The 24,883-nt window shown below is 42.0% G+C and carries 22 protein-coding genes; 8 read left to right on the forward strand and 14 right to left on the reverse strand.

Going from position 1 to position 24,883, the window contains the following annotated elements; translation table 11 throughout:
- The first annotated feature begins 35 nt into the window (after positions 1-35).
- Positions 36-2,267 carry a DUF5703 domain-containing protein gene (locus FHW36_RS14980; protein WP_145670377.1) on the forward strand — a complete coding sequence of 744 codons (2,232 nt, stop codon included), beginning with the start codon at positions 36-38 and terminating at the stop codon, positions 2,265-2,267.
- 426 nt (positions 2,268-2,693) lie between these two features.
- Positions 2,694-4,469 (forward strand): alpha-amylase family protein, encoded by a 1,776-nt coding sequence (locus tag FHW36_RS14985; RefSeq protein ID WP_186452457.1) that lies wholly within the window; start codon positions 2,694-2,696, stop codon positions 4,467-4,469.
- Positions 4,470-4,745: 276 nt separating this feature from the next.
- Here the strand turns inward: FHW36_RS14985 and FHW36_RS14990 are convergent, their stop codons facing one another.
- Genes FHW36_RS14990 through FHW36_RS15020 form a run of 7 tightly spaced genes read right to left on the reverse strand, consistent with a single transcriptional unit; the run spans position 4,746 to position 11,462 of the window.
- Positions 4,746-5,243 carry a cupin domain-containing protein gene (locus tag FHW36_RS14990; protein ID WP_145670379.1) on the reverse strand — a complete coding sequence of 166 codons (498 nt, stop codon included), beginning with the start codon at positions 5,241-5,243 and terminating at the stop codon, positions 4,746-4,748.
- 7 nt (positions 5,244-5,250) lie between these two features.
- Positions 5,251-6,912, reverse strand: coding sequence for an alpha/beta fold hydrolase (locus FHW36_RS14995; RefSeq protein ID WP_145670380.1), 1,662 nt, complete (start codon positions 6,910-6,912; stop codon positions 5,251-5,253).
- A gap of 10 nt (positions 6,913-6,922) precedes the next feature.
- On the reverse strand, positions 6,923-7,531 hold the full coding sequence (locus tag FHW36_RS15000) for a flavodoxin (RefSeq protein ID WP_145670381.1): 609 nt from the start codon (positions 7,529-7,531) through the stop codon (positions 6,923-6,925).
- A 10-nt stretch (positions 7,532-7,541) separates the two neighbouring features.
- The gene (locus FHW36_RS15005; RefSeq protein WP_222429086.1) at positions 7,542-8,675 is read right to left on the reverse strand and encodes an alpha/beta hydrolase; all 1,134 of its coding nucleotides are present in this window, start codon (positions 8,673-8,675) and stop codon (positions 7,542-7,544) included.
- A 23-nt stretch (positions 8,676-8,698) separates the two neighbouring features.
- Positions 8,699-9,544, reverse strand: a complete 846-nt coding sequence (locus FHW36_RS15010; RefSeq protein WP_145670383.1) for a DUF4440 domain-containing protein — start codon at positions 9,542-9,544, stop codon at positions 8,699-8,701.
- 56 nt (positions 9,545-9,600) lie between these two features.
- A complete protein-coding gene (locus FHW36_RS15015; protein ID WP_145670384.1) occupies positions 9,601-10,590 on the reverse strand; it encodes an aldo/keto reductase in 990 nt (329 codons plus the stop codon).
- A gap of 20 nt (positions 10,591-10,610) precedes the next feature.
- Complete coding sequence (locus FHW36_RS15020; RefSeq protein ID WP_145670385.1) at positions 10,611-11,462, reverse strand: aldo/keto reductase; 852 nt, start codon at positions 11,460-11,462, stop codon at positions 10,611-10,613.
- A gap of 164 nt (positions 11,463-11,626) precedes the next feature.
- Between FHW36_RS15020 and FHW36_RS15025 the strand changes: the two genes are divergently transcribed.
- Positions 11,627-12,523: a helix-turn-helix domain-containing protein gene (locus tag FHW36_RS15025; protein ID WP_145670386.1), complete on the forward strand. Its 897-nt coding sequence runs from the start codon at positions 11,627-11,629 to the stop codon at positions 12,521-12,523.
- 486 nt (positions 12,524-13,009) lie between these two features.
- Complete coding sequence (locus tag FHW36_RS15035; RefSeq protein ID WP_222429087.1) at positions 13,010-13,693, forward strand: TetR/AcrR family transcriptional regulator; 684 nt, start codon at positions 13,010-13,012, stop codon at positions 13,691-13,693.
- 7 nt (positions 13,694-13,700) lie between these two features.
- On the opposite strand, the gene FHW36_RS15040 is transcribed toward FHW36_RS15035, so the two are convergent.
- The 4 genes from FHW36_RS15040 to FHW36_RS15055 form a co-directional block, all read right to left on the reverse strand.
- Complete coding sequence (locus FHW36_RS15040; protein WP_186452459.1) at positions 13,701-16,370, reverse strand: carboxypeptidase regulatory-like domain-containing protein; 2,670 nt, start codon at positions 16,368-16,370, stop codon at positions 13,701-13,703.
- Between the two features lie 10 nt (positions 16,371-16,380).
- The gene (locus tag FHW36_RS15045; RefSeq protein WP_145670390.1) at positions 16,381-17,226 is read right to left on the reverse strand and encodes a GLPGLI family protein; all 846 of its coding nucleotides are present in this window, start codon (positions 17,224-17,226) and stop codon (positions 16,381-16,383) included.
- A gap of 124 nt (positions 17,227-17,350) precedes the next feature.
- On the reverse strand, positions 17,351-17,695 hold the full coding sequence (locus FHW36_RS15050; protein ID WP_145670391.1) for a hypothetical protein: 345 nt from the start codon (positions 17,693-17,695) through the stop codon (positions 17,351-17,353).
- 740 nt (positions 17,696-18,435) lie between these two features.
- Positions 18,436-19,236: a pseudouridylate synthase gene (locus FHW36_RS15055; RefSeq protein ID WP_186452460.1), complete on the reverse strand. Its 801-nt coding sequence runs from the start codon at positions 19,234-19,236 to the stop codon at positions 18,436-18,438.
- A 745-nt stretch (positions 19,237-19,981) separates the two neighbouring features.
- Between FHW36_RS15055 and FHW36_RS15060 the strand changes: the two genes are divergently transcribed.
- A complete protein-coding gene (locus FHW36_RS15060; protein WP_145670392.1) occupies positions 19,982-20,602 on the forward strand; it encodes an inclusion body family protein in 621 nt (206 codons plus the stop codon).
- A gap of 81 nt (positions 20,603-20,683) precedes the next feature.
- Here FHW36_RS15060 and FHW36_RS15065 read toward each other — a convergent pair whose 3' ends face one another.
- A complete protein-coding gene (locus FHW36_RS15065; protein ID WP_145670393.1) occupies positions 20,684-21,007 on the reverse strand; it encodes a MerR family transcriptional regulator in 324 nt (107 codons plus the stop codon).
- A gap of 199 nt (positions 21,008-21,206) precedes the next feature.
- Here FHW36_RS15065 and FHW36_RS15070 point away from each other — a divergent pair, with 199 nt between their 5' ends.
- Positions 21,207-21,824 (forward strand): isochorismatase family cysteine hydrolase, encoded by a 618-nt coding sequence (locus FHW36_RS15070; RefSeq protein ID WP_145670394.1) that lies wholly within the window; start codon positions 21,207-21,209, stop codon positions 21,822-21,824.
- Between the two features lie 85 nt (positions 21,825-21,909).
- On the opposite strand, the gene FHW36_RS15075 is transcribed toward FHW36_RS15070, so the two are convergent.
- Together FHW36_RS15075 and FHW36_RS30720 are read right to left on the reverse strand one after the other, a co-directional pair.
- A complete protein-coding gene (locus FHW36_RS15075) occupies positions 21,910-22,296 on the reverse strand; it encodes a nuclear transport factor 2 family protein (RefSeq protein ID WP_145670395.1) in 387 nt (128 codons plus the stop codon).
- A 226-nt stretch (positions 22,297-22,522) separates the two neighbouring features.
- Positions 22,523-22,984 (reverse strand): glycosyl-4,4'-diaponeurosporenoate acyltransferase CrtO family protein, encoded by a 462-nt coding sequence (locus FHW36_RS30720; RefSeq protein ID WP_246121160.1) that lies wholly within the window; start codon positions 22,982-22,984, stop codon positions 22,523-22,525.
- Between the two features lie 204 nt (positions 22,985-23,188).
- On the opposite strand from FHW36_RS30720, the gene FHW36_RS15085 reads away from it, so the two are divergent.
- Both FHW36_RS15085 and FHW36_RS15090 read left to right on the forward strand, forming a co-directional pair.
- Positions 23,189-24,007, forward strand: coding sequence for an AraC family transcriptional regulator (locus FHW36_RS15085; protein WP_186452461.1), 819 nt, complete (start codon positions 23,189-23,191; stop codon positions 24,005-24,007).
- A gap of 15 nt (positions 24,008-24,022) precedes the next feature.
- Entirely contained in the window at positions 24,023-24,664 is a 642-nt protein-coding gene (locus tag FHW36_RS15090; RefSeq protein ID WP_145670397.1) for a hypothetical protein, read from the forward strand.
- Positions 24,665-24,883: the final 219 nt, after the last annotated feature.

Raw genomic sequence — 24,883 nt, forward strand, 5'->3', positions numbered from 1 at the left:
AATACTATTTAATGAATATTAAACTAACTATTAAGATGTTCAAAAAGATTTTTCTAGCTCACTTGTTTTTTTCGTTGTTGGTGCCAGATCTTTTTGCACAGAAGAAGACATTAAATGATTACAATGTTGTCTGGCGGTCGCCAGGAATAAATTCGCTGGGATCGATGCCCATAGGCAATGGCGATATTGGCGCCAATGTATGGGTGGAGGATAACGGCGACCTGGTCTTTTATGTTTCAAAAACAGACGCATGGGATGACTTGGGCCGGTTGTTGAAATTGGGAAAGGTAAGGGTGTCTATTACACCTAATCCATTGAGTAAGGGATTTTTTTCGCAGGAACTTAAATTACGGGACGGGGAGATCCTTGTCAGTTACGGCGATACAAAAATAAAATGCTGGATAGATGCTAACCATCCTGTAATACAGGTAGATATAAAAAGCAAAAACCTGGTGAATGTGCGGGTGACTTATGAAAACTGGCGAAAAGAGCGGCGGCCATTGCTTGGCCGCGAAGGCTGGGGCGTTTGGGGTATTGGCGCCAAGCAGGTGTCTGAAGATTGCGAGAAAATAGTGTATGAAGAAGCTGATTCGCTATTGTTAGGCAATAACGATAGAATTGTTTCATTTCATCGTAATGTTAATTCTATCTGGAATCATAATATTCAAGTACAAGGTTTGTCAGATTTTGAAAGGAAAAGCAACGATCCATTACTTTACCGGAATTTCGGGCTTATGATCAAAGCGCCGGGATTGAACAACATGTCCGACACGGTGCTTACCAGTAAAAAAGCGGCGAACGTTTTTCAGATTGGTATTTTCCCGCTTACGCAGGCCGGCAGTGTAGCCGAATGGAAGCAAACGCTTTTCGCCCGCGCAAAAGCTATTGAGGCCGTTCCCCTGATAAAGCGGGAATTGGCACATAACGTATGGTGGGAGCATTTCTGGAACCGCTCTTATATTTTCGTCACGGCAAAGGATTCGGTTACCAGGAGAAAAGCAGAAACGGTGACTCAGGGATATATTTTGCAACGTTTTATGACTGCATGTAGTGGTAGAGGCAATTCTCCCATAAAGTTCAATGGCAGCATTTTTACCGTAGATACTTATAACCGCACAGGTGATTATAAAGGCCTGAATGCTGATTTCCGTCTTTGGGGCGGATGCTATTGGTGGCAGAATACGCGCTTGCCTTATTGGTCATTGCTTGAAGCCGGTGACTTTGATCTGATGCGGCCACTATTTTCCATGTATATGAAAGCACTGCCTATCCGGAAAGAGGCCACAATGAAGTATTATGGGCATGCGGGAGCTTTCTTTCCTGAAACTATGAATTTCTGGGGTACCTATGCCGATGGAGACTACGGATGTAACAGGGACAGCCTGAAAGATGGCTATGCCAAAAATCCTTATATCCGTTATTACTGGCAAAGTGGACTGGAGCTGTCGTTGATGATGCTGGATTATTACTCCTTTACGAAGAATAATCAGTTTGCAAAAGACACGTTGGTTCCGTTTGTTTCAGAGATTCTTTCGTTTTATGACAAGCACTGGAAACGTGGCAAAGATGGAAAAATTCTTTTTGATCCTGCCATGTCGTTGGAGACCTTTCATTCCGCGGTAAATCCGTTGCCTGAAATTGTTGGCATTACAACAGTAGCCGGAAAAATGCTTGGTCTTCCGGAGCAATTTACTGGTAAAGAGAAAAAAGAGGAGTGGGCGAAATTGGTGAGCGAATTGCCAGCATTGCCTATCCGCATGGTAGGCCGGGATACTCTTCTTGCTCCCGCGCAGGTGTATAGCAATAAGGCTAATGTGGAGAATCCGGAAATGTATGCTGTATTTCCTTACAGGATGTTTACGGTAGGCAAGCCTGGGGTAGAGTTGGCGCGGAGAACTTACGGGGCAAAAACACATAAAGAAAACGGCGGATGGCAGCAAAACTCCATTCAGGCGGCGTACCTGGGTTTGGCGGAAGAATCGGGAAAGATGATTGCGGAAAGTTTTTCAAGATGGGATAATGACTTCCGTTTCCCGGCATTTTGGGGGCCTAATTATGATTGGACGCCAGACCAGGATCATGGTTGTGTGGCAATGATTGCGCTGCAACGTATGTTGTTGCAATACGATAACGAAGATGTGCAGCTTTTACCCGCCTGGCCAAAGGAGTGGGATGTGCGGTTTAAATTAAGCGGACCGGGAAAGAGCGTTTTTGAAGGGACGGTTGATAACGGGAACCTGAAGTGGGGTAAGAAAATCAGAAAGTAACAAAATGATATCATACCGGGGCCGGAACATGAAATATTACCTCAAGTGAGAAGATACCGCAGGAGGTTTGCTTATATAAAATAGTTCGTAAACAATTTAATAGATATAATAATGAAATATTTATTGGCAGCGTTGCTATGGATGTTTGTGCTTGCGGCTCATACAGCGATGGCCCGAAATACGAATTGTCGGGTAGCTGTGGATTCCGTTTATAGTTTAGGTAATGCAAAAGTGATGGTGAAGGAAGGGAAAATTATTGCTTCTACCGGCAAGTTGGAACGGGTATGGAAATGGACAGGCAGCGGATTACAAACTATCAGTCTTAAAGATTTACTACGCAGTAAGGAATATGCGCAAATTACCCCCGGGATGAAGTGCGACTGGAGCCTGCCCGGAGCCATCAGCGATTCTTCAAAGGCAACGTTGATGAGCGTAACCGTTACTGAAGGAGATGATGAAGGGTTCAGTAGCAGGTATCTTCAAGTCATATCTACCATAAAATATGCCGCATCCAAATTGTTGGTGCAGCATGTGGTATGGATATATCCTGATGCAGTTGGTATTCGTACACAGTTGCGTATTAGGGCGTTAGAGGGATTTGTAGCCAAAGGCATCAGGGCAGAAGAAGAAAAAGTAGACAGCTATGGGTACAATATGGAACTACCAGGCCCTCGTTGTGATTATCTGCCTTTGAATTTTAAGATGGAAAACCAACGCCGCTATTGGGGCTACTATAATAATCCAGGGGGCAGACATGACCCCAGCCGTGATATGCTGGAGGAAAAAATAGTAACCGGTTATCCTTTGTTTTTACCAGAAGACAATAATTGGGCAAGCGGATTAAGCGTTGAATATAGGAAAGGAGAGGAAGGAGTTACTGTGGTAAAAGAATCGCCTAAATGCGTAAATCAACAGGCACATCTCACAGGTAGTTTTTATGCCGGGCCTGATGGCTTAATGGTGACAGGTTGGGGACTGAGCGCTGAAGAAATTGTTGCCGACCGTTTCCGTGAATGCTGGGCTACATGGACCATTTTATGGAATGGTGGCAACGACGGTATGCAACTGGCATTGAAAAAGTTTGATCGTACCCGTTATCCTGTTTTTCCTGAAAGAGATATGTTCATCCTTAGCAATACCTGGGGACCTGCTGACCCGGACGGGGCAAGATTTACTGAAGAAGATTATTTGATGAAGGAAATCCCTGCATTAGCAGATCTGGGGGTAGAAGTTATGCAAATTGACGACGGCTGGCAGAAAGGAGGGCGTTTCGGCGATGCAAGGGATTTTGAACCACGTTATAAAGATGGTTGGAAAACAATTAAAGCAGAAGCTGATAAATTTAATCTTCGTTTTGGGCTTTGGGTAACAGCAAGGTATTGTACAGCTGAAGAAATGAAAAAAAATATTGACGCCCTGGGGTTTGTCTCCTGGAAAGTTGACTTCGATCAATTGCGTAATCGAAAAGATTATGAAGAACGGATAAATAAGTACAGGGATGTGATGAAGCATGCGCCTATGAAAACACAATTCACTTTGTGCCCTGAGTACGACGACCCTCGATATGGCTGGTATTATTGCAAAGAATATGGTAGCATTTATTTTCAAAATATACAAGAAAGTCTCCCTGCCCATTTAACGATGGTACCATACCAGGTATTGCGTCAGCATTGGCTAATGTCAAAGTATTTCAATAGCAATAAATTACAGGTATTACTGCAAAATCCAAAGCGTACGAACGCTGAACGAAGCGATGCACCGCAATATGGCCATTCCTATGCCTTTGCTATGGGCCTGCCTTTTGTGCCTTGCTTCTTTCAAAGTGGCCAATATCTCGATCCTCAAGGGCATGATGAGTTAAAGAAATTTATTGCGCTCTATAAAGTGCACAGGGGAAAAATGTTTACTTCCTATACTTTTCCAATAGGTGATAAACCTGATAATGGAGGTTGGTCGGGTTTTCAGATGATCAGTGAACAAGGCTTAACAGACAACTATTTATTACTGTTCAGGGAAATACACAATGATGAACCAGACAAAAAAGTAACTTTAAAATTTTTGGCCGGTAAAACCATCAGAATCGCTGATTTGAAAACAGGAGTAAAAATGCTGAAAAAGGCTGATGCCAAAGGTAATATCAGTTTTTTTATTAAGAACCCAGCCAATTTCCTGTTTTTGAAGTATGATGTGATTTCCAGGTAAAGGTATTATTTCAGATTTCCTGTGCAATTGCTTATAATAACCTCTTTCTAGTGGGTAATTAAACAGTTGTACGTGCGTTACGACGTGATATTTATGTCAGTTGGGCGATAGAAGCAATACGTTACCAGTTGATTGAGAGTATTGGAATAATGCGCTTTAGCTTTAATTGTGTGCAGTAATATGTAATAAGAAACCGGTTGTTGAATGCTTTACTTTCAACAATCGGATAAAATATTTTGGAGGCTTGTAAGGGACATCAAGTAGGAGGTATCCGGATTATTCCCGGATGCCTCCATAATATTCTTTATCAGTTACAGGTTGCAGCCACACAACCGCTCCTTTTGGGGTATTGGGGCTTATTGCAATATGGGTAAGACTACTGTCACTGCTGGCGCCATGCCAGTGAACAACATTAGGCGGACACTTTATCACATCGCCGGAACGTATGATTAGCCTGGGTTTTCCTTTTTCCTGATAGTATCCTTTACCGTGGGTCACCAGCAGAATTTGGCCGCCCGGATGGAAATGCCAGTGGCTTCTGGCCCCTGGCTGGAAGGTAACATTGCCTATCTGTGTGTTATAAACAGTATCAGCAGGTACCAGCATTTGTAAAAACGCTGTCCCGGTAAAGTTGCCGCTCGCAATGATATCACCCCGGGGGAATATGGTATCCGGATCACGGTCCTGTACAGCCTTTGGTGCCTTCCCCCGGAAACCGCATGAATACAGGACTATCATAAACGAGAGAACTATTGTTACACCACGTCGATTCATACAGCTATTATTTAAGGTACTGACCAAAAAAATCAGACAGTTTCTTCACCGCTTGCGGCACATATTCCGGCTTATCGTACATATCAATATGGGAGGCACCGGGAACCTCAAACAGCTCTTTGGGGGCCGACGCCCTGGCGAAAGCATCGTCACTGAAATAACGGGAATCGGCGTTCTTGCCGATAATCAGCAATAGAGGACGGGGCGAGATCATTTCCACCTGGTCCAGTGCCGTGAATGCCATCAGTTTATCCAGGCTTGTAAACACATACTTATTCTGCGAGTTGGGATGCTGCCCTCTTGGTGTCCGGTAGTATTCATACCCTTCCTTATACATACCGGTTGCCCCGGCAGGAATTTCTTCACGGGTACTAAATACGTAGTTTACATATTTTACCGGCTCCCCGTGTGCTTCCCGCGTCCGCTGTTTACCCACTTCATCAAGACGTTGCTGCATCTGCGGTTTTAGCACACCATTCAACCCTTCCCGCCGTAGCTGACCAAGATCCACCATACTCACAGTGGCCACTGCTTTTAGTCTATGCTCTGTCTGTGCAGCCTTGATAGCAAAACCGCCACCTGCACAAATACCGAGTACCCCAATGCGGTTCGGATCAATCGACGGATGGTTGCTCAGATAATCAGTCGCCGCACGAAAGTCTTCCACACGTACCGCAGGATCTTCCAGGAACCTGGGTTCCCCGCCACTTTCTCCCTGGTAGGAAGCGTCAAACGCAAGCGTGATGTACCCCTGTTCCGCAAGTTTCTGTGCATATAGCCCTGCTGTCTGTTCCTTTACACCGCCGGCAGGATGACCTACCAGTATAGCAGGGTAACGTTTATGTTGATCGAAGTTCTTCGGCAGAAACAAATTGCCGACAACAGTAATATTGTGATTGGGAAAAGTCACCTTTTCCACAATAACGTCGTTTCCCGTTTTTACCAGATCAGCGGATGCGGTGTTGAATAGCTCATTCAGCATTTTCGTAGCAGTACTGCCTTCCTGCCATCCTACTTTGGTAGAGATCAAGAATGCCATGCGCCGTAGTTGCTGTTCAGTAAAACCAACATTCCTGCCCACGTTCAGGTGAGCCCGCAGCTGCGCTTCTGTACCATCCATACTGGCTAACGCCGAAATAGTGGCTATCTCACGGCTTTGGTAATCCATATTGTCCCTGCTGAAAATATCTGCAAATAAGTGCTCCTTTAAAAAAGTATCAATAACAGGAACATACTTTTGAGGGGCGCCAATGTTCGTTGTGCCGGTTAGTTCAGTTTGTACCGCTTTCCCGTACTCAAATTTTGAGGGTTTGAAAGTAACAGCGGCAGGCGATTTTCCAACGGCGTCATTGATTCCACTTTGTTTCCTGTCACTTACAACATTCTCCAGTGTACCGATTGCGTTTAAACTGCGTGGAAATCCGGCATATGCGTACAGTTGCACCAGTATCTCCTTTACTTCATTGATACTTAAGCCCGCATCCAGACCTTTGTTCAGTGCCTGATTCAAATTCGTCTGGTTCCCTGTTGCTGCATAAGCAGCAATGGGGATGATACTTTCCTGTTTATCTGAAAGAACTTGTTCCCTCTGCTGTGCATTCACTGAACCACACATCCCGGAAAACACAATTGACAATGCCATCACCGAATTATTTTTGAATATGATCATCTCATTTTTTTTATTTCAATAAATTGATGCTGCGCAGCCATTCCCGTACTTTACTATCCGCCTCAGCAGCCTCTTTATCCTTTATTGCGAGCATCTTTCCGTCCCTTTCGGAACCTCCTCTGATGGAAAATCCTTCCAGTACTTTACTGTCCGGACAAAGTTGCTTCACTGTATCAAAACTGCTTCCTATACCGTATCCACCATTGGTGTTGAAAGGAATAATTGTTTTTCCTCTAAAATTATACTGATGTAAAAAGCTCTTCATTGGTGGAGGCAACTGCATCCCCCAGGTGGGGAAGCCAATAAAAACAATATCATACTTCTCCATACTGTCAATCTTTGTCTTTAGTGCAGGCAGATATCCCTTTTCATTTTCAGCTGCTACCTGTTGCACTGTTGCCTGATAATTGGCGGGATAAGGATTTACCAACTCGACAGGCACCAGATTACCTCCCATATATTTGTGGATGATTCCGGCAATTGCTTTTGTATTGTTCGTTCTGGACAAATACACAATCAAAATCTTTTGATCGGTGGCTATAGGTTGGGCTTTGGCACAACCTGACAGGAACGGAACAAACATCGCTGTCAATAGTAAATTAGCAAGTATTGTTTTCATCAGAAAAAAATTAGTCGAGTCCTTTCTCCTTTAAAAAATTCGATAACAGATCAGCAATCTGAATGTTGTTCAAATCTGAAAATGGGAAATGGGTATTGCCATGAATTCCTATCTCCGGCAGATGAATTAACGTAACATCGCCACCATGTTTATTGACCACATCTCTCCATTTTCGTGCAATATCCAGGAATACCCGCCATTGTTCCTGACCAGGATTCGTACTGGGTTTGTCAGGTATGTTGTCGCCATAATAGATGGCTATTGGAATCTTTGTGAATTTTTGGAATTCAGGAAGGGGAACAGTAGCTGGTTTGATAATACGTCCACCCAATACGATTGAATCCGGGGCTTCCCCCTCCGGAAATACAAAATCACCACCTGGCTCATAAGAAACAACGGCTTTGATATTGGTGTTCTTCAATACAGTACGCCAGCCCAAGCCGCCACTTTGCGAGTGTGTTACCAGAACGCCGGCGCCGATCTTGTTAAACAGTTCTGATACCGCATTCGTATTAACTTCCGGATTATAGGGACCAATATTGGGCGCCGTCTGCCGGAAAAACTGGTTCAAGGCTTCCGGATCTTTGGAAAACTGAACACCGGGATAAAAGTCCGGCCATACACCTAAACGGAAAATACCAAACCACAGCTGGTCATCCGCTGTGGGCGTGAGGTTGACAGGCTGTGGACTTTTGCCACCGTGCCCGCGTCTGGGCTGGTCAATTACATACACCGGAAATCTGCGCCGGAGGAATATGGTCTGAAATCCTTCCCGGCCATCTGGTGTGGTTTCCCATGTTTTGGTAAACTGTCCGTGCCCGTGCCAGAATACCAGTGGCAGCTTTCTTGGGCGCTCCGGGATCTGATAGAAAACATAAGCATGATCTACATGAAGTGTTTGTCCTGCTGTGCTTGGATTGACAGGATTGTAGGCCCCGTCTTTGATCGGATCAAAAGTACCGGGATTGGTCACAATTGTTCCGCCAACAGCAAAGCTGCCTTGTTGTCGCAATATTAACTGCCCCGTATCGGTGCTCGCCTTGTTGGAAGCACAACCCGTTATAAATACCACGACTATCATCAACGCATAATATATATTCCTGTATACCTTACTGAGAAGCATAAATGATTTTTTGAATTTCATGAAGATAATATTAGGCGGCACTGCTATTGTGTTAACAGCCGTGTAAATGACATAGCGCCTAAAGACCAGCCGTTTTCCTGCCTTGTATATACTTCTGTCACAACAAACGAATTGGTCACTTCGTTACCACCAACAACAGCCAGCAACCGGATTTTATTCAACAGGATGGCAGTGTTTCCGGTCAATTGCACAGATGTTTCCAGGATATCTGCCTGCTTATATTGAATGGACCCTGATTTAATAACGTTCAGTTCCTGCGCCTTCGTCATCGTACCACCCATGTGAACGAATACAGCTTTTTCATTGAACAGCGTATCCAGTGAATCTACTTTGCGGTCCGCCATCCAACGCCATTTTGTTTTAGAAAGGCTGATGATTTCCTGCTCTTCATTTTTAACCTGCTTACTAACATTGTTTATCCGGCTATACTCTTCCTCGCTAACCTTCTTTAGCCATATCGTTTTTCCTTTTTGCGCAGGAGATACCGCTACATAGGCGAAGGTGCTGTTCGGTGTAGATCCATGCCAGTGTTCCACACCCGGTGTACATTTTATAACATCGCCTTTGTGGACGATCTGCACCGCTTTACCTTTCTCCTGATAATATCCGCTACCTTCAGTTATCAGCAGAATTTGTCCACCCGGATGCATATGCCAATCCAGTTTGGACGCTGGCTTGTAGGTGGCGCCAGCTATGTTGAAATCGAAATTACTGTCGGCTTTCACTAACTCATTCAGCCAGATGGTTCCCGTGAAGTTATCCGTGTTGGTTGCTATTTCCCCTTTTGGGAAAACCTGTGGGTCCTGTGCTGCCGCATCGTAAGAAAGAGCTACAAATGCAAGAATAATAAGGTTTTTTACTGGTTTCATTTTCTTTTAATGTTATTTAGGTGGTCGATGATGTTAAAGGGCGATGGTCGTACCGTTTATTTCCCAACCCGTGCCTGCAGGTGTGTAGGGTATCTTGCGCCCTGCACGCTGATCTTTGAAGCGGCGTTTTCAATATCGGCGAGATCATCGGCCGTTAGCGATACTGTAACAGCGCCTACGTTTTCCTGCAACCGGTGCAATTTTGTAGTGCCGGGTATCGGTACTATCCATGGCTTCCGGGCCAAGAGCCAGGCAAGAGCTATCTGCGCCGGCGTAGCGTTTTTCTGAACCGCAATGCTGGTCAGCAGTTCAACCATAATCTGATTGGCTTTCCTGTTTTCTTCAGAAAAACGAGGCACAATGTTCCTGAAATCTGTTTTATCGAACGTGGTGTGCTCATCTATCTTACCAGTGAGGAAACCCTTCCCAAGTGGGCTGAAAGGAACAAAGCCGATACCCAGTTCTTCCAGCGTTGGTAGTATCTCGTCTTCCGGCTCCCGCCACCAAAGAGAATATTCACTTTGCAGCGCAGTTACCGGCTGAACAGCATGCGCCCTCCTGATCGTCTGTGCGCCGGCCTCTGAAAGCCCGAAATGTTTCACTTTCCCAGCCTGTATCAAATCCTTTACGGCACCAGCCACCTCCTCAATGGCCGTGTCAGGATCTACCCGGTGTTGGTACAACAAATCAATAACATCTGTATTGAGCCGTTTTAACGCAGCATCTACGTATTGCCTGATGTGTTCGGGCTTACTGTTCATACCTGACTGACCTCCATCTGGGCCAAAATTGAAACCAAATTTGGTAGCAATAACTACCTGGTCACGGAACGGGGATAGCGCTTCCCCCAGCAGTGCTTCATTGGTGTATGGCCCATAGGCTTCCGCCGTGTCGAAGAAGGTTACACCACTGTCAAAAGCAGCGCGAATAAGTTTAACAGCGTCTGTTTTATTCAGCGCCGGTCCATATCCGTAACTTAGGCCCATACAACCAAGTCCCAAAGCAGATACTTCCAGACCGGATGCTCCCAATAATCTTTTTTCCATGTGATGATCGAGTTTATGAGTTAAATATTCATTTTCCTTTCCCCGAGCCATTTAACCATTGCAGGGTCGCGGTGATCGAAGAAACTGCTGGTGGGCGAATCCAGCACTTTTATGGCATCCATGTCCTGGCTACTCAGTTCGAAGTCGAAAATGTTGAAGTTTTCTGCCATTCGTTCCTTGCGGACAGACTTGGGTATAGCTATCACACCACGTTGGGTAAGCCACCTTAGAATCACCTGCGCAATTGATTTTTTGTATTTATCTGCAATGCCGCCCAGTAGTTCGTTGTGGAAAATATTGTTCCTTCCTTCTGCGAATGGGCCCCAGGATTCAATCTGTACATGATTGTCCAGCAGGAATTGCTGCGCGGCGGTTTGCTGGTGAAAAGGATGCGTTTCTATCTGGTTTACGGCAGGTACTATCTCATTATGGATAAGCAAGTCCATTAACCGGTCAGGGTGAAAATTACTGACACCAATAGCCCTTATACGGCCTTCTTTGTACAGTTCCTCCATTGCCCTCCATTCGCCATAAACATCACCGAAGGGCTGGTGTATCAGGTATAAATCAAGATAATCAAGCTGCAGCCTGTTAAGAGAATTTTTAAAAGCCCTTTTGGTGCCGGTATAGCCGTCAGATTGTATCCATAGCTTCGTAGTAATGAACAGCTCTTCTCTGGCTATACCCGATTTCTTTATGGCGGCGCCCACGGCCTCCTCGTTACCATAGGAAGCAGCAGTATCGATAAGCCTGTATCCGGTGGCAATTGCATCCAACACACCTCTTTCACACTCAGCCAGGTCTGTCACCTGAAAAACGCCGTATCCGAGAATAGGCATTTGTACTCCATTGTTCAGCGTTACCTTTTTCATACTTTAGTTTAGTTTACTTTGACTTTACAAAGGTGTATCACATTTTCTGCATCGTTCTTATACCAATTACGGGTCTTATTACCATTATTACTGAAATGGGGGACTCAGCCGGGATGCAGTATGATTATTCAGTAATTTTAACAAGCAAATACCTGTGATTGTTTATGGATAATATGTTGAAATTCAATACCATTAGCGATTATAACGCTTTTAATAATAATGAAACACTGCACCCGCTGGTCAGTGTGGTGGACCTCTCAAAGGCCAATCCCAGAAGTGGTTCCCGCATGTACTTTGGGTTTTATACTATTTTCCTGAAGGAGGTGAAGTGTGGCGATATCACCTACGGCCGGCATACTTATGACTACCAGGAAGGTACACTGGTCTTTCTCGCGCCCGGGCAGGTGGCAGGTGTTAATAGCAACGGGGAGATGTACCAGCCCAAAGGGTACGCGCTGGTCTTCCATCCGGATTTAATACACGGTACAGCACTTGGCCGCCGAATTAATGACTATTCCTTCTTTACTTATGACACGCGGGAAGCGCTGCATTTATCAGAACGAGAGCGGCAGATCGTGATGGATTGTTTCTCTAAAATCAGCTACGAACTACAACATGCGATTGATAAACACAGTAGGAAACTAATCGCCTCCAATATTGAATTGTTGCTGGACTATTGTGTGAGGTTCTATGACCGTCAGTTTATCACGCGGGAGCACGTCTATAAAGGATTATTGGAACGTTTTGAGCATTTACTGAATGATTATTTTGAGTCCGGTAAGTCGCAGAATCTTGGCTTACCATCTGTTGCCTATTGTGCCAGTGAATTGAATTTATCTGCCAACTATTTTGGCGATCTTGTGAAGAAGGAAACGGGGAAGACTGCACAGGAGTACATCCAAACCAAGATAATAAACATCGCCAAAGAAAGAATATTCGATGTGAACAAATCTGTTAGCCAGGTGGCGGGTGAATTAGGGTTTAAATATCCGGCGCACTTTACCCGCCTGTTTAAACAACGTGTTGGCATTACGCCGAATGAATACCGGATGCAGAACTGATGTTTTTAATATATCATTTAGGTAGAATATTTTTAATATCTGACTTTTTAGTAAAGAAAATGGACCCTACAGTAAAGGCGGCGCAGATAACTATCGGTAATTTACGGAGAAAGTTTGCAGGCCCAAATCAAAATAATTGATGATTAAATTAAGTGGTATATCCGCCTATTGGAAAATAGCTAATAAATAAAATGAGCTCTCTGTATTCTATATTTATCGATTCGCGTAATCAGCATATTTGGGGATTTGGAAGACCCTTTGCTCTCCTTGGACTGTTACCTCACTTTATGGCAATGGCTATAGGTGTTGGCATTGGCCTTATCCTGATTGGGCTGGCACCTTGTATCGCTATGGTTATCGTTTGGATATTTCTGTATGCTGCTTTTGCGTGTGGCCATTAAGGTCTGTCATGATAAAGCCTGCCGGTATATTTCTCACAAAAATTCAAAATCGAGATGTAGAAATTTATAAAATTGTAGATATACTTTGAAAATCGATTGGAAAATCGGAAATTGCCAGGTACCAATCCTGAAAAAAATGACAAGAAAAATTACCAGCGGCCCTATTAGAAATAAAGAAAGAACTAAGAACAAACTTTTAAAGGCAGTTGGTTCTATTTTGAAAAAAGAAGGTTTCCCCGGATTAAATGTTAGCCGGGTGGCTTCAAAAGCAGATGTGGACAGAAAACTTATTTACGAGTACTTTGGAGGAATAGAAAATCTTGTACAAGCGTATTTGAACAGCAAGGATTACTGGAAAGTTAACCTGGTTAACATCGATGAAATTATAGAAGGAAGCCGGAAGGATTTCGGCAAGCAGATCGCCTATACTACTTTAGAGGGACAGTTTGATGCTTTAATGGCAGACAAAGAAATGCGTAAAATTATTACCTGGGGCTTATGTGAGAATTTCAAACCTTTGACAGATTTGAATATGGAACGCGAACGCCTGGGAGAAGCACTTTTCAGCAGTATTAGTGATAACTTTTTCAAGGATAAAGAAGTAGATATCAGGGCAGTGCAAGGTCTCTTGATCGGGGGTGTTTACTACTTAACGCTTCAGGCCAAGATGAGCGGTCAGACCATGTGCGGGATTGACATCAATACAGAGGAAGGAAGCAGAAAAATAAAGAAGACCCTTGAACAGATTATTGAATGGGCTTTTTCTTAATGGCCTCTTAAAATGTAAATAGATATTTTAATAGAAATGTTCTTTCTCTTAAAGGAATTTGAAACACTGATAACTGATTTGAGTTAGAATTGATTTGTTTGTATAAGTTTTGGTTTGCCAAGTTTGTACATTGAAATTCGAAGCAGCTCTTCCATTTTATGGGCGCATATTTAACTTGTAGATCCGGAAAACCGTTACGCACTGCCTGTTGCAACGATTGCTGGTACGAAGTAAAAGCATATGATAGTGTATAGGATATTTGGCTGTTTAAATTGTGTTGCCACCCGGCTTTTAATTTGCGGGTGTTGGTTTCGTTTTTAACACTGGCATTTTGGAGTGTATTTTGATAGTTTATAAATTTTGCCATTTCTCCGGTAATAGATATTGTAGCTGTGTTGAATATTTTTTTTCTGGCAGTTATGGATAAGGCAACGTTGTAAGTGTCGAATGGTGTAATTTCATTATTATAGAAACTACTTCCTTTTTGAAGCCCCAGATTGGCATTAACCCAAAGGGTGGTTTCCACAAAAAATAAGTATTTCGACAGGCTGCCATTTATAGCGTAATTATCGGTTTTATTTCTAAAATCAATCGCTGTAGATTTTGTTAATCCTTTGTCTATAATATACGAATTTATAAAGTTTTGTTTTGTGCTGTTATAGTTGAGATAAATACTATAGAACAGCATTTTCAATGGTTTTCGGTAAGAATACCTTAGTATAAAAGAATTTGCATCAGTTTTTGGCAGGGGCGTTTCATTGAAGTTAAACTGCCTGTAATTTACTAAAATCGCACCTGGATAAATCTCGTTAATTTGCCCAAATTCAGTTTGCTGTGCATACCTGAAATTCAAATCACTGTATTTGCCCATATTTTTACGAAACTCAATAATTGGATTGATTAAAAAATATTTATGCTTTGTAGCCTGACTTTTTTCGGGTGAAGTATAGATGATACAATCATACGATGGGCTTGTTTCGATACTAAGCGATCCTTTTGGAAGAAGATAGATGAGTGATGCTTTTCCAAATAAGCTTACATGATCAAAGTCGACATCATTTTTAAAACGATTTCCTGCAACGCCGGTATTATTAGCGCTGTCCGTTTTATATAAATTACTATTCAGCTTATTGCGTTCAAAAGAAGCACCTGCAGACGATGAAAGTATAAGCTGTTTAAATTTTGTTTTATACGTTACAGATTGGTTGACGAAGGTACTTTTAGCGTGCACCTGCTGATCCAGCTTCAAATAGTCTGCACCATCATTTACCAGCTCTTGTTGAACTCCCGGAAGGATTTTTAAACTTTCGTCCATTTTGTAATATTGTACAACAGAATTATACTGGAGGATTTGACCTGCTCCCAACGCTTTTACAACACTGGTTTCATTACTTAGCGATAAATAACTGGAAGGCTGGTTTTGTGAGAAACCTAGTCCGTTTTGGACCGAGTTACCATCTCTATTCCATTTTGGTAAATCCAGTTTAGTGATAGATTTTAGATAAACAGAGCTACTGTTCTTTTCAATTTGAGCCTGAATTTGCCATTGGTTCAGTTTATGAGTATTATCCTGCATCTCCTGATAAGCTACAGTATCAGCATTGGGTAAAAAATAATTCACGAAATTGCTGTAATGATATTTTCGTTTTAATTGCAATGATGATAGGTTCAGACGTAGGCCCCAATCAGATTTAAACTTGAATAAGGTGTTAATGTTTCCGGCATTGTCATTGTTCATTAAATAGTACTTATCGCTCAGGGCTGGCTGCGTAGCACCATCAATGGATAAATAAGGCCGTGCTGTTTTTAGATTAACTTCATTATTAAAAGATGTTCCAATATCTGCATTTTCACTGAGCAAATCTTGTCCGGTATTATTTGCTTTGAGGTTAGCAATACTTTTAGCCATCTTTTTAAAAACGAGGTTGTTTAGCTCTGCAGAGTAGACTTTATTTCCAAAACCGACATGTCCGGTATTAATGGTTGTAGTTCTGGCACTATCGGTAAGTTTAAGATTTAGTGATACATTGTTGGTAACCACATAACCATTCAGCGCTTTTATGGGCTGGTCTCTTTCAATAACCTGCACCTGCTCTACCGCATTCACCGGTATATTGTTGGTGGCCAGCCTGTATTTTCCATCCATTAAGTTATCACCATCTATATAAACTTTTGAGATGGAACGGCCATTGTAGCTGATAGCGCCATTTTCGTCAATTTGTATACCGGGCAATCTGCCAATCAAATCGGCAATTACCCTATCGTTCTGGTCTTTAAAGGCCTTTACATTATACATTAAAGTATCGCTGGCCAGCGATATCTTTTTTTGAGTAGTAATGTTAATTTCTTTTAGGGTGTGTACCGTTTTTTTTAGGATAATGGTAAGCGGCTCACTGGTGTTTTTGGGAATAGGTAAAATCAATTTCTGATATCCCAAAGCGGTAATTTTGATAGATAGGGTGTCGTTAGGCACCGTGCTGGTAAAAAAGCCTTTTTGGTCGGTTTTGATAAAAGCTATACCCGCTCCATTTTTAGCGATGATAGAAACTACTGCCGAGGTCACCGGCATAGCGAGACTATCTTTTACAGTACCAGTTATAGTAATGGTTTGTTGTGCCCTTGCCGAAATTATATACAATAACAGGCAAAAGCTTGATAAAAAGATTTTTATGTACAAATGTGCTGAATTACTGTGTGAGTTCTAAGGGATAATTTATAGTAAATTTCTTCTTGGGAGCTGTTTTAATTTCGCCGCCATCTGCAGCCGTAATCTTATCCACTGCTACTTCTGTACCAACAAAATTGTTTATTCCCAAGCCCTGGGTACTGGCCTTTTTCATGCGTTCGTATTCGGCAGTGGAAGTAGTTATTGCATTGATGGGTATATCTAACGATTTTATATTTTGAAAGTTGCCATTGTTTACTACTTTAGTACAGGTGAATTTTATAAAATAGTGGTCATCGTGTGCCTCTAAGATCAGGCCTGGAAGGCCCAGCAACTTCCAGGGACCAAAGCTTGCAGGTATGTCTGTAGTGAACCAAACGGTGTATTTTCTGCCCTTAACCATGCCAGTAGCCATTTGTGCCGTATAGCCCAACAGTTGTTTCGTTTCTTTACCTACTATCCAGTTGATTTTCTCTGAGGCATCCTTAATCAGATAACTTTGCTGGTCATAGTTTTTTACTACGGCAAGTTTACCTTTCTCTACATAAATATCATCTTCAGTTGTAGGCAAAATTAACCCCATATTGACCAGGCCGTTATTGTTTTTTTCTGCTTCCCTTAATTTTTCTGCTATGGTCGAATCTTGTTTTACTCTTGTTTGGCTGGTATATATACTTTTATCGGAATTAAATGCCAATATAAAATCCTCGCTCCAAACCTTCCAACGCTGAGTAGTATCCTTAATGTGATAAAATTGATAATAAGCCAGGGTTGTAGGTGGATCGGGCAGCTTTGTACTTTTATAGCTGAACGAATACAGGCAACATAAAAATAATGCTGATACAAAAACCCTTATATAATAACGCATATATTCTAAATTATTGGTTTATAAAATACCCCAGGCCAGACCTGAGGTATTTTGAAAGAAGAAAAACCATCTTCTACACTCTATCAAGACTAATTTTTAAAGTTTGCTCCGGATCTATAAACGATTATAGACCATGAAAGCAACCGTTGCTGTCTGCACCAGCAACAAAATCATGTTGAGCTACGCCGTACATTTGTGAGTATGTTGCACTACTGGGGCCTGACACGTAAATAATCCACATGTTACCACACGCATCTTCAAAAAGGAATTGTCTTTGAATACGGAGAAGACCTGTCTCAGTATTGCTTTGGGTAGAGGATACTATAATTTCGTTTTTGTTCTCTTTCGAAATTGTTTTTAATTCTACCTGCTTATTTACAAACGGAAGGGTCTTTTTTGGAGTTGAATTGCTTGCTGAACTGCTAAACCCGATTAATGTACAAATTAATGCAATAAGAAGATGTTTCATGTTCTTGTTTTTAAGTGATAAATGATTAACTAAATCTATTTAGAAGCAGAGGATGGCTTTACATTTCCTTCTTCAGAAGCACGAAGTTAGAAATTAAATTTTAATTCACACAATTGTGAATTAAAATTTATTGCGACCTTTTTTTGGGTTACTAAAACATAGTTGGCCATGCAAGCTTAGATATCTATCTGAAGAAGAATTTCTTTTAGGAGGGAATTTCTGTCTTCAAATAGTGTAGAGGAAGTTTTAGAATATGAATTGGGATTGCCAAAACTACCGGAGCGCCTGGCTATAAAGACCGTTGAACAGATTGTAAGTTTGTTAAAGCTTCAAGTAATAACGATTGACCAAATTTTTGTAAAATAGGGTTCTGGTTACTATAACCAGAAATCAAATAGATTGACTGTTAAACAAATTGCTCATAGACCGAAAGAACTTGGAGTCAAGAATAGGATTATTAGTGACGCAAGAATATTAACATCTAGATAAGTTGAGTGTTTGTGAGACCCACCATGTAGATAGAATGATTCGCCATTATCGTGACTCCGGCGGCGGATCCCTGTATTCTTATTAGTTGGTTTATCGGAGCTAATTTCCGGATTTACATTTGTACTATTGCATATATAGCAGCTAGCCCAAAAGCAATGAACTGTTACCGTTGTGTAATAATTCCCAATGTTAGGAAACGACCTTAAGCAGGCGGAGGATTTCCGGCCGAAAGGTCTGACATGCGGTAATTGTTACTCACTCAACATATAATCGAGAATTGGTGCACATTTCTCTTTGCATGGCTTATAGTAGGCGCCGTGTTTCCAGGTGGTGGATTTGGGAGATAAGCCCCACCAGAATTCAGCTAAAGCCAATGGCTCCATGTGGTGACGAAAGGCGTACTGGAGTAGTTTAGGGCCTGCACATTCTCCGGCGCCGGCAGGTGGCTGTCTATAGCCATGAGTAGTGAAGATATCTACCATATTTTTTACGCGGCCTGCTTTATTGCTGAAATTATATTGCTCGTGGAGCTTTTTTTGCAACGCGATGGAATGCGTTTTACGTAATTCCTTTAACTGTGTGATTGCTGGCTGATGAAAAATGGCATCTTCCTGCACCAGCGCGGCAATTTTACCATTGATTTCTGATAAACGGATCATGCCGGTATTTAGAAAGCTGTCGGCTTTAAGTCCGTCGAAAACGGGGCTTACAAATTTGTCATGATGATTTCCATTGGCCAGCTTGCCTGAAAATGCCGACAGGTAGCCTAGTGTGCCGTCGTGGGTCCGTACTACCAAAATGCCGAACATCTTGCCAATAACGGCGCCGGCGCCATTGCTGTCTAACCCGAAATTGTGTTTCCATTCATTTTGCCCGGCAAGATGTTGTTGTAATGCAGCCACAGCAATTTCGCAAAGTGGATGGATCGCATTATTCGGGTGAAAGGTGAGGTCTTTCGCCATGGATTGGGCGGCATTCTGATCCTCAAACCTGCAGAAAGCGTTATCTGGCGCTGGTACGGTTTGAGGGCAATCATCTCTGGTGTCGGTCATATTACATTTGTAGCATCTTCCCCCGGCCATAAAAAGGGCGGCGTTTGGCGGACGCAAAGGTACATTATTTTGGATGACATATAAGCGATGCAGGAGGCGATTTTGTCAGCCTCCATCATCTTGTTTTTGCGGCAGTTTGGATTCAAGACCGCCGTCATATTTTATCTGTTGTATTGACCAGGTAGTCATGAGAGGGTTGCATAACAAACGAATAATGGGTATTGAGTTACTATTTTTTATTTAAGCAATTTTATTCGTATGTGGAGCATCAAACATGTAACATACTTTTCAAGCTAATCCATTTAAGCAGGCTCCATCATTGGTCTGGATTATCATCATTATCAATCAAAGAGCAAATATCGACCAGCAAAGAATAACTTTTTTATAAAAAAATTTTTCCCGTCAAACAAAATAACGTCTGCTCTTGTTAGTAACTCAGCAACTTTTTATCATTAACTCAAAATAACCGTGACTTAAGGCGTTATACCCAACCCAAGATTACTGCACGAAAAGATGGGAAAAGCTACAACAAAACATTTACGGGCATAAATATTCATCAGTAATGTTAACGGCTAGTCTTTACTGCTAGTACTTTGCAGCCGTTTCGTTCATGGGTGTTTAATGCATAGGGTATACTATGCCCTGTTCATGCTTGTTTCTTCCGTTCCCAATAACTATTCCTTTAATAAATGGCGGATACCGAAAAGCCATAACAGAGTAGGTGTAAACTTAAAAATCCTATTTTATGACAACCACAAGAACAAAACCAGTAAAAGGTGCTCGCACAGATCAGTTTGAACCAGCTGATATTGAAATTACAATAGTGATTGACACAAACTATGTAATTAAATATTGTGAAGATAACAATATTGATCTTACTAAGTACACACAAGAAAGCCCATGTCCGATAGACCATAAGAGCGAATACATGGTTTGTACCGGATCACGCGGAATCGTCAGTGGTCAGGGTACGGCCGATTTAAGTTTCAAGGCACATGTAGAGGATACCGTTTCTTTCCGTGCAGTATCTGCTTCCAATAATCAGGATAATGCAGTGATTTTGTATGGCGTTGTTAAGAACCCGAACCCGAATATATCACCTAATGATGACGTATTTGATGCATTTCAATATACCCCTATAACAAGAACTGGTGCAGCAACACCAAATCCGGATCGAAATTCAAATGGATTGCCAGCTAAACCGCACAACGTCACCTTTTATTCCTATAAAGCAACTGTAGGTCAACCTGGAACCGAAGCATTTATGGTAAATTTTGCACTATACACATTGGATGATTCCGGAAATAATCAAACCATATATGGCTATTTCCAATGGGATCCAACCATTACGGTACCAGAAAAATAACACATACATATCCGAAATTTCAGGCTGGCTAAAAAGCATATACTGATTATATGTTTTTTAGTCAGTCTTTTGCCAGGTGGATTAGCTTTTGCCTTTTTTTAATTTGGTAAGCGTTTCTTCAATCATTTCCATACGCTTTTTCACCTTTTCTGCCGAAGCGTCCAGTGTGTAGCCATCGTCCATAAGTTCCTTAACGAGCAGCATTTTTTTTATGTTTTTATAATCATACCGCCTGTTTTTGCCTTCTTCTTCGGTTAGGCTGGTGATAATCCCTTTCTCCTCCCAATACCTTATCTGACGTGTGGCGATGCCTGTGATTTGCGAAACTTCGCCTATACCTACTACCAGCTTATCCAAAAAGTCGAAGTCGAACGACAGGTCATTTTCTGATTTACGCTTTGTCATTTTGTAAATTATTTACAATTTATGTTGCAAATATAAAATTAATGCCTTTATTTTGCAATTGTAGATTATTTACAATTATTGAAAATTAAGCGCAATAAATGAAATAGAAACAACCAGTAGAGGCGTATACCGTAAAATGTAAATAACAAAACAAGAAAAATAAAATAAGGATACTTTTTTTAATCTTAACTATTTAACAATGACTGCAACTAGAAACGCACAAGAGCAAGCCAAATCAGCCTTAATCCTCATTGAAACACAAAACGAATGGATGCACAAAGACGGTAAATTATACAAGGCATTGGTTGAAGATAAGGAAATGATGCACAATTCAATCGCTAACATCGAAAAGGCGTTGGACTATGCAAGGAAAAACAACATCGAAGTTATACACGTAGGGTTACGCTTTGAAAAAGGCTATCCCGAATTAGCCAACGGAAAGAGCGGCTTGCGCAAAGCCATTCCGAATGCCGGAACATTTCCGATTAACGAATTTGGTTCACAGTTCTATGAAACAGTAAAACCGATCGACGGCGAGTTTATCGTAACCGGACGTGTCGGGGCAAGCGGATTTACTGGGTCTAATTTAGACGTGTATCTGCGTAACAACAAAATTGAAACCCTGTATTTGGTCGGATATGCTACCCACGTTTGCGTGGAAAGTACATTGCGTGATGCCCACGAAAAAGGCTACAATACTTTTCTGATTTCGGACGGAACTGCTGCGTTCAACCGTATGCAGCAGGACTATGTTATATGCGAGGTCATCCATCACTTCGGTGAACATTTGACAGTCAAAGAATTTATGAATGAGTAAAGATTTATAAACGTAATCCCGGCGGAGGCCACAAAGCCACAGCACCATCCGTTACGGCGGGTTTTGTGGCTTGTGCGTTATTAAACTATCGCTGCAATTCTTCCCGATAGGAGATCTTATCTACAATCCACCATTTACCGTCTAACTTTACCAGGTTAAACCGGTCAATGAACCGGAACGTATCAAAGGTCAATTGTACGTGGGCCGACCCGGTATCTCCATCCCACGCATATGACAGGAGCTCCGGTTGGCATGCCTGTAATGTTGCCTGGGCAACCAGGTCCAGGTATTGTGGCAATGTCCATTGCACCAACTTTCCGGCTATGATGGTCCTGATGTATCCATCGGGGTGAAACGCTGCCCGGAGCCTTTCGATGTCTTTTACCGGACGTCCCTGAAGATAGTCATTCAGCGTAAGCAGGATCAAATGCTTTTCTTCTTCTACGCCGACTTTGTTTGCTGGAGTTTTCATGTGATATACCCTGTTTTGTTTTGATGAGGCAAAGCTAAGGTCTCACGTTGTTTTGCCGGTTGGTGTTATCAAACGAATAATTGTGAAATTCAAAGAATGGGAGGACCAGCTTCATTTACTGTTAATTCCAGTAGGTATTTAAATGCTTGATTTTTCCGTTGGAAAACGTATTGCGCCTTATGCCCCATATTTTTTATAGCCATGCACTGGCGTAGTTTAAATATCCTTACCGGGAAACAGGTTGGGAAGCTATAGAAGCCGTATGCCGGGAGCTTTTAGTACCTAAATTTATAGCTCTTGCTATTCGTGGGCGATTATATCGTTGAAGGAAAATTGGATATAGGTTTAATACGATATTTAATCCAAGTAGCCACAAAGATTTGAGAACTCCAAATTTAAATGCCGTGAAAACATTAAATCCAAATACTATGAGCAAGATAATTATGTGGCCTAGTTCAGATTTTTTAGTTTGATAATGCAAATTCATCAAAGATTTGATGTTTTTTTCTACTGGCTTTGATTTTTTATTCAGTTTTTCCCATCCAACCCAAACTAATAATTTCCTGTAGAAATTTATTCCGAATATTTCGTATATTTTTCCTCCCCGTTCCCATCCCTTTTCATTATAGTAAGATGAAGTAAGTGGACTTTTCAGTGATGCTGTTTCCTTTTTTTCAAATATACGCAATTCACTCAGCCAACAGGAAGAGCAATAATTTATAGCCTGTCAGACTGTAGGATACAACGGATATTTTATTTGAGTTCATAAATGTTGTTCCGACAGATTGTGCGTAAATTATAACAAGTAAAGCTATCAAAGCCGTAAAAATAGCAAGATCTGCACATTTTTACGAAACTGTATGGGGTATTTTTGCAATACTAAATGAAGAATATGACCAGTGAAGTGCTGTTGTATATAAACAACAACCTGGATAGTAAAATCACGTTGGAGCGATTATCAGAAATTACAGGGTATTCCCCGTTCCACCTTCAGCGAAAGCTGAGTGCAGACTTGGGCATGAGCTTGGGTAAATACATTCAGGAACAACGATTGCATACCGCTGCCTATTTTTTGGCTTTAACTAAGTTGCCCCTGGATGAAATAAAGTACCTTGTTGGGTTTGATGATAATAGTTCATTCGGCCGGGCATTTAAAAAGCTGTATGCAGTCACCCCGATGCAGTACCGGAAATCTAAAAGAATTCAGCAGGAATTTCCTTTGCGGACGTTTCGTTATATATCCACCAATGGTGTTCTTTGTAAAGAACAGCCTCAAATTGCCCGGGTTTTTGCCTATCGGGGCGATTATTTCTCCAGCAGTATTTATGCTATCTGGAAAGAGGTGGCAGCTTATATTGAAGCTATAAATAAAACCCCGCAGGATTTTGAACATTATGCTATACTGCATGAATGTCCGCATCTTACGGACAACAGAGAAAGTCGCTATGATGCTGCAATCGTGCCCAAAGGGTTTAAGCTTCCCGCAGCGCCTTATCTTCAGGCCAGAATTTTAGAGGGCCGATACGTAAGATATAATTTCTGTAGCAAAGTACAGGACTACGAAGCTGTAAGTGCGGAAGTAAATAATGTATTAGTGCAGCAAAAGAATATAGAACACAGGCATGGGGTATCCTATTTTAAGTTTGATTCGATGCCTGATCCCGAAAATCCAGATAATTTATTCATCAATTGGTATCTCCCCGTAGCGTAATTAATCAATAGAAATATGAAAAATAGAATAGTAATATCCCTAACCTGTTTAGGGGTAGCTGGACTTGTATTTGCCTTTGGCGACCTTTTAATTGATCAGGAAAATGCAATTTTCAAAGCAGCACATGAACCTGAGAAATTTGCAGCACTTACTACCAGCAACGCATACCTCTGGTGGGCAGGGCGCGGATTTTTTGGAGTTTTTCTGGAAATGATTGGAACACTTGGACTGTATCTTTTTCTGCAAAAGTCGAAAGCTGAAAAGTGGGCTTTTGCTGGTTTGCTTCTAACGCTCTCACACCAGCTTTTGGGTATTGGGGTTTTTGCCATCGCCTTTTTCCTTTTTCCGGCGGCTGGTCATTTATACCAGCAGGGTATATCAGATATTATTCCGTTTGTTAGTATGGAAGGTGCATTGGCAGTGTATTTTGGCCTGTCATTGGTGAGCACGATGCTCGGGCTTTTCTGTATGGCAATTGCTATACAAAAAAGCAATATGTTACCTAAAGCTTCGGGTTGGATGGCACTATTAGGATTTGCGCTTATTCCCGTTCCCGGTGTGATTGTTCAGTTTTTAGCAAATGCGATATGGGGGGCTGCCTATTTCTGGATGGCGATCTATATCCACAAAATTTCCAAAAGAAGTACCAGGAACTAGCGAAATTGGATTTGCCCGGTTCAAGGCGGATTTTCCGGCCAGCTTCTTTTCAGTAATCCTTTCATGTGGGGTTTTCCGGCCGCATACGAATTATTTAGGGACAGGGTAGGCTATCCCAGGCGATGAGCATTGATGTGGTAATGAATAATCTACCTGGTTTTCATCTGATAACTGATGGTTGTGCGAAGTGAAAAAGGTGCTTTCCCGCCCGCCAGATGG

Source organism: Chitinophaga polysaccharea (assembly GCF_007829335.1).
GTDB classification, from domain to species: domain Bacteria; phylum Bacteroidota; class Bacteroidia; order Chitinophagales; family Chitinophagaceae; genus Chitinophaga; species Chitinophaga polysaccharea_B.

Coding starts and splice junctions, on each gene's coding strand:
- FHW36_RS15065 (WP_145670393.1), bottom strand. CDS start 21,007: ATGACAAAGCGTAAATCAGAAAATGACCTGTCGTTCGACTTCGACTTT.
- FHW36_RS14985 (WP_186452457.1), top strand. CDS start 2,694: ATGAGCGTAACCGTTACTGAAGGAGATGATGAAGGGTTCAGTAGCAGG.
- FHW36_RS15045 (WP_145670390.1), bottom strand. CDS start 17,226: ATGCGTTATTATATAAGGGTTTTTGTATCAGCATTATTTTTATGTTGC.
- FHW36_RS15070 (WP_145670394.1), top strand. CDS start 21,207: ATGACTGCAACTAGAAACGCACAAGAGCAAGCCAAATCAGCCTTAATC.
- FHW36_RS15010 (WP_145670383.1), bottom strand. CDS start 9,544: ATGAAACCAGTAAAAAACCTTATTATTCTTGCATTTGTAGCTCTTTCT.
- FHW36_RS15025 (WP_145670386.1), top strand. CDS start 11,627: ATGGATAATATGTTGAAATTCAATACCATTAGCGATTATAACGCTTTT.
- FHW36_RS14990 (WP_145670379.1), bottom strand. CDS start 5,243: ATGAATCGACGTGGTGTAACAATAGTTCTCTCGTTTATGATAGTCCTG.
- FHW36_RS14980 (WP_145670377.1), top strand. CDS start 36: ATGTTCAAAAAGATTTTTCTAGCTCACTTGTTTTTTTCGTTGTTGGTG.
- FHW36_RS15090 (WP_145670397.1), top strand. CDS start 24,023: ATGAAAAATAGAATAGTAATATCCCTAACCTGTTTAGGGGTAGCTGGA.
- FHW36_RS15000 (WP_145670381.1), bottom strand. CDS start 7,531: ATGAAAACAATACTTGCTAATTTACTATTGACAGCGATGTTTGTTCCG.
- FHW36_RS15060 (WP_145670392.1), top strand. CDS start 19,982: ATGACAACCACAAGAACAAAACCAGTAAAAGGTGCTCGCACAGATCAG.
- FHW36_RS15055 (WP_186452460.1), bottom strand. CDS start 19,236: ATGACCGACACCAGAGATGATTGCCCTCAAACCGTACCAGCGCCAGAT.
- FHW36_RS15015 (WP_145670384.1), bottom strand. CDS start 10,590: ATGGAAAAAAGATTATTGGGAGCATCCGGTCTGGAAGTATCTGCTTTG.
- FHW36_RS15085 (WP_186452461.1), top strand. CDS start 23,189: ATGACCAGTGAAGTGCTGTTGTATATAAACAACAACCTGGATAGTAAA.
- FHW36_RS15005 (WP_222429086.1), bottom strand. CDS start 8,675: ATGAAATTCAAAAAATCATTTATGCTTCTCAGTAAGGTATACAGGAAT.
- FHW36_RS14995 (WP_145670380.1), bottom strand. CDS start 6,912: ATGATCATATTCAAAAATAATTCGGTGATGGCATTGTCAATTGTGTTT.
- FHW36_RS15075 (WP_145670395.1), bottom strand. CDS start 22,296: ATGAAAACTCCAGCAAACAAAGTCGGCGTAGAAGAAGAAAAGCATTTG.
- FHW36_RS15020 (WP_145670385.1), bottom strand. CDS start 11,462: ATGAAAAAGGTAACGCTGAACAATGGAGTACAAATGCCTATTCTCGGA.
- FHW36_RS15050 (WP_145670391.1), bottom strand. CDS start 17,695: ATGAAACATCTTCTTATTGCATTAATTTGTACATTAATCGGGTTTAGC.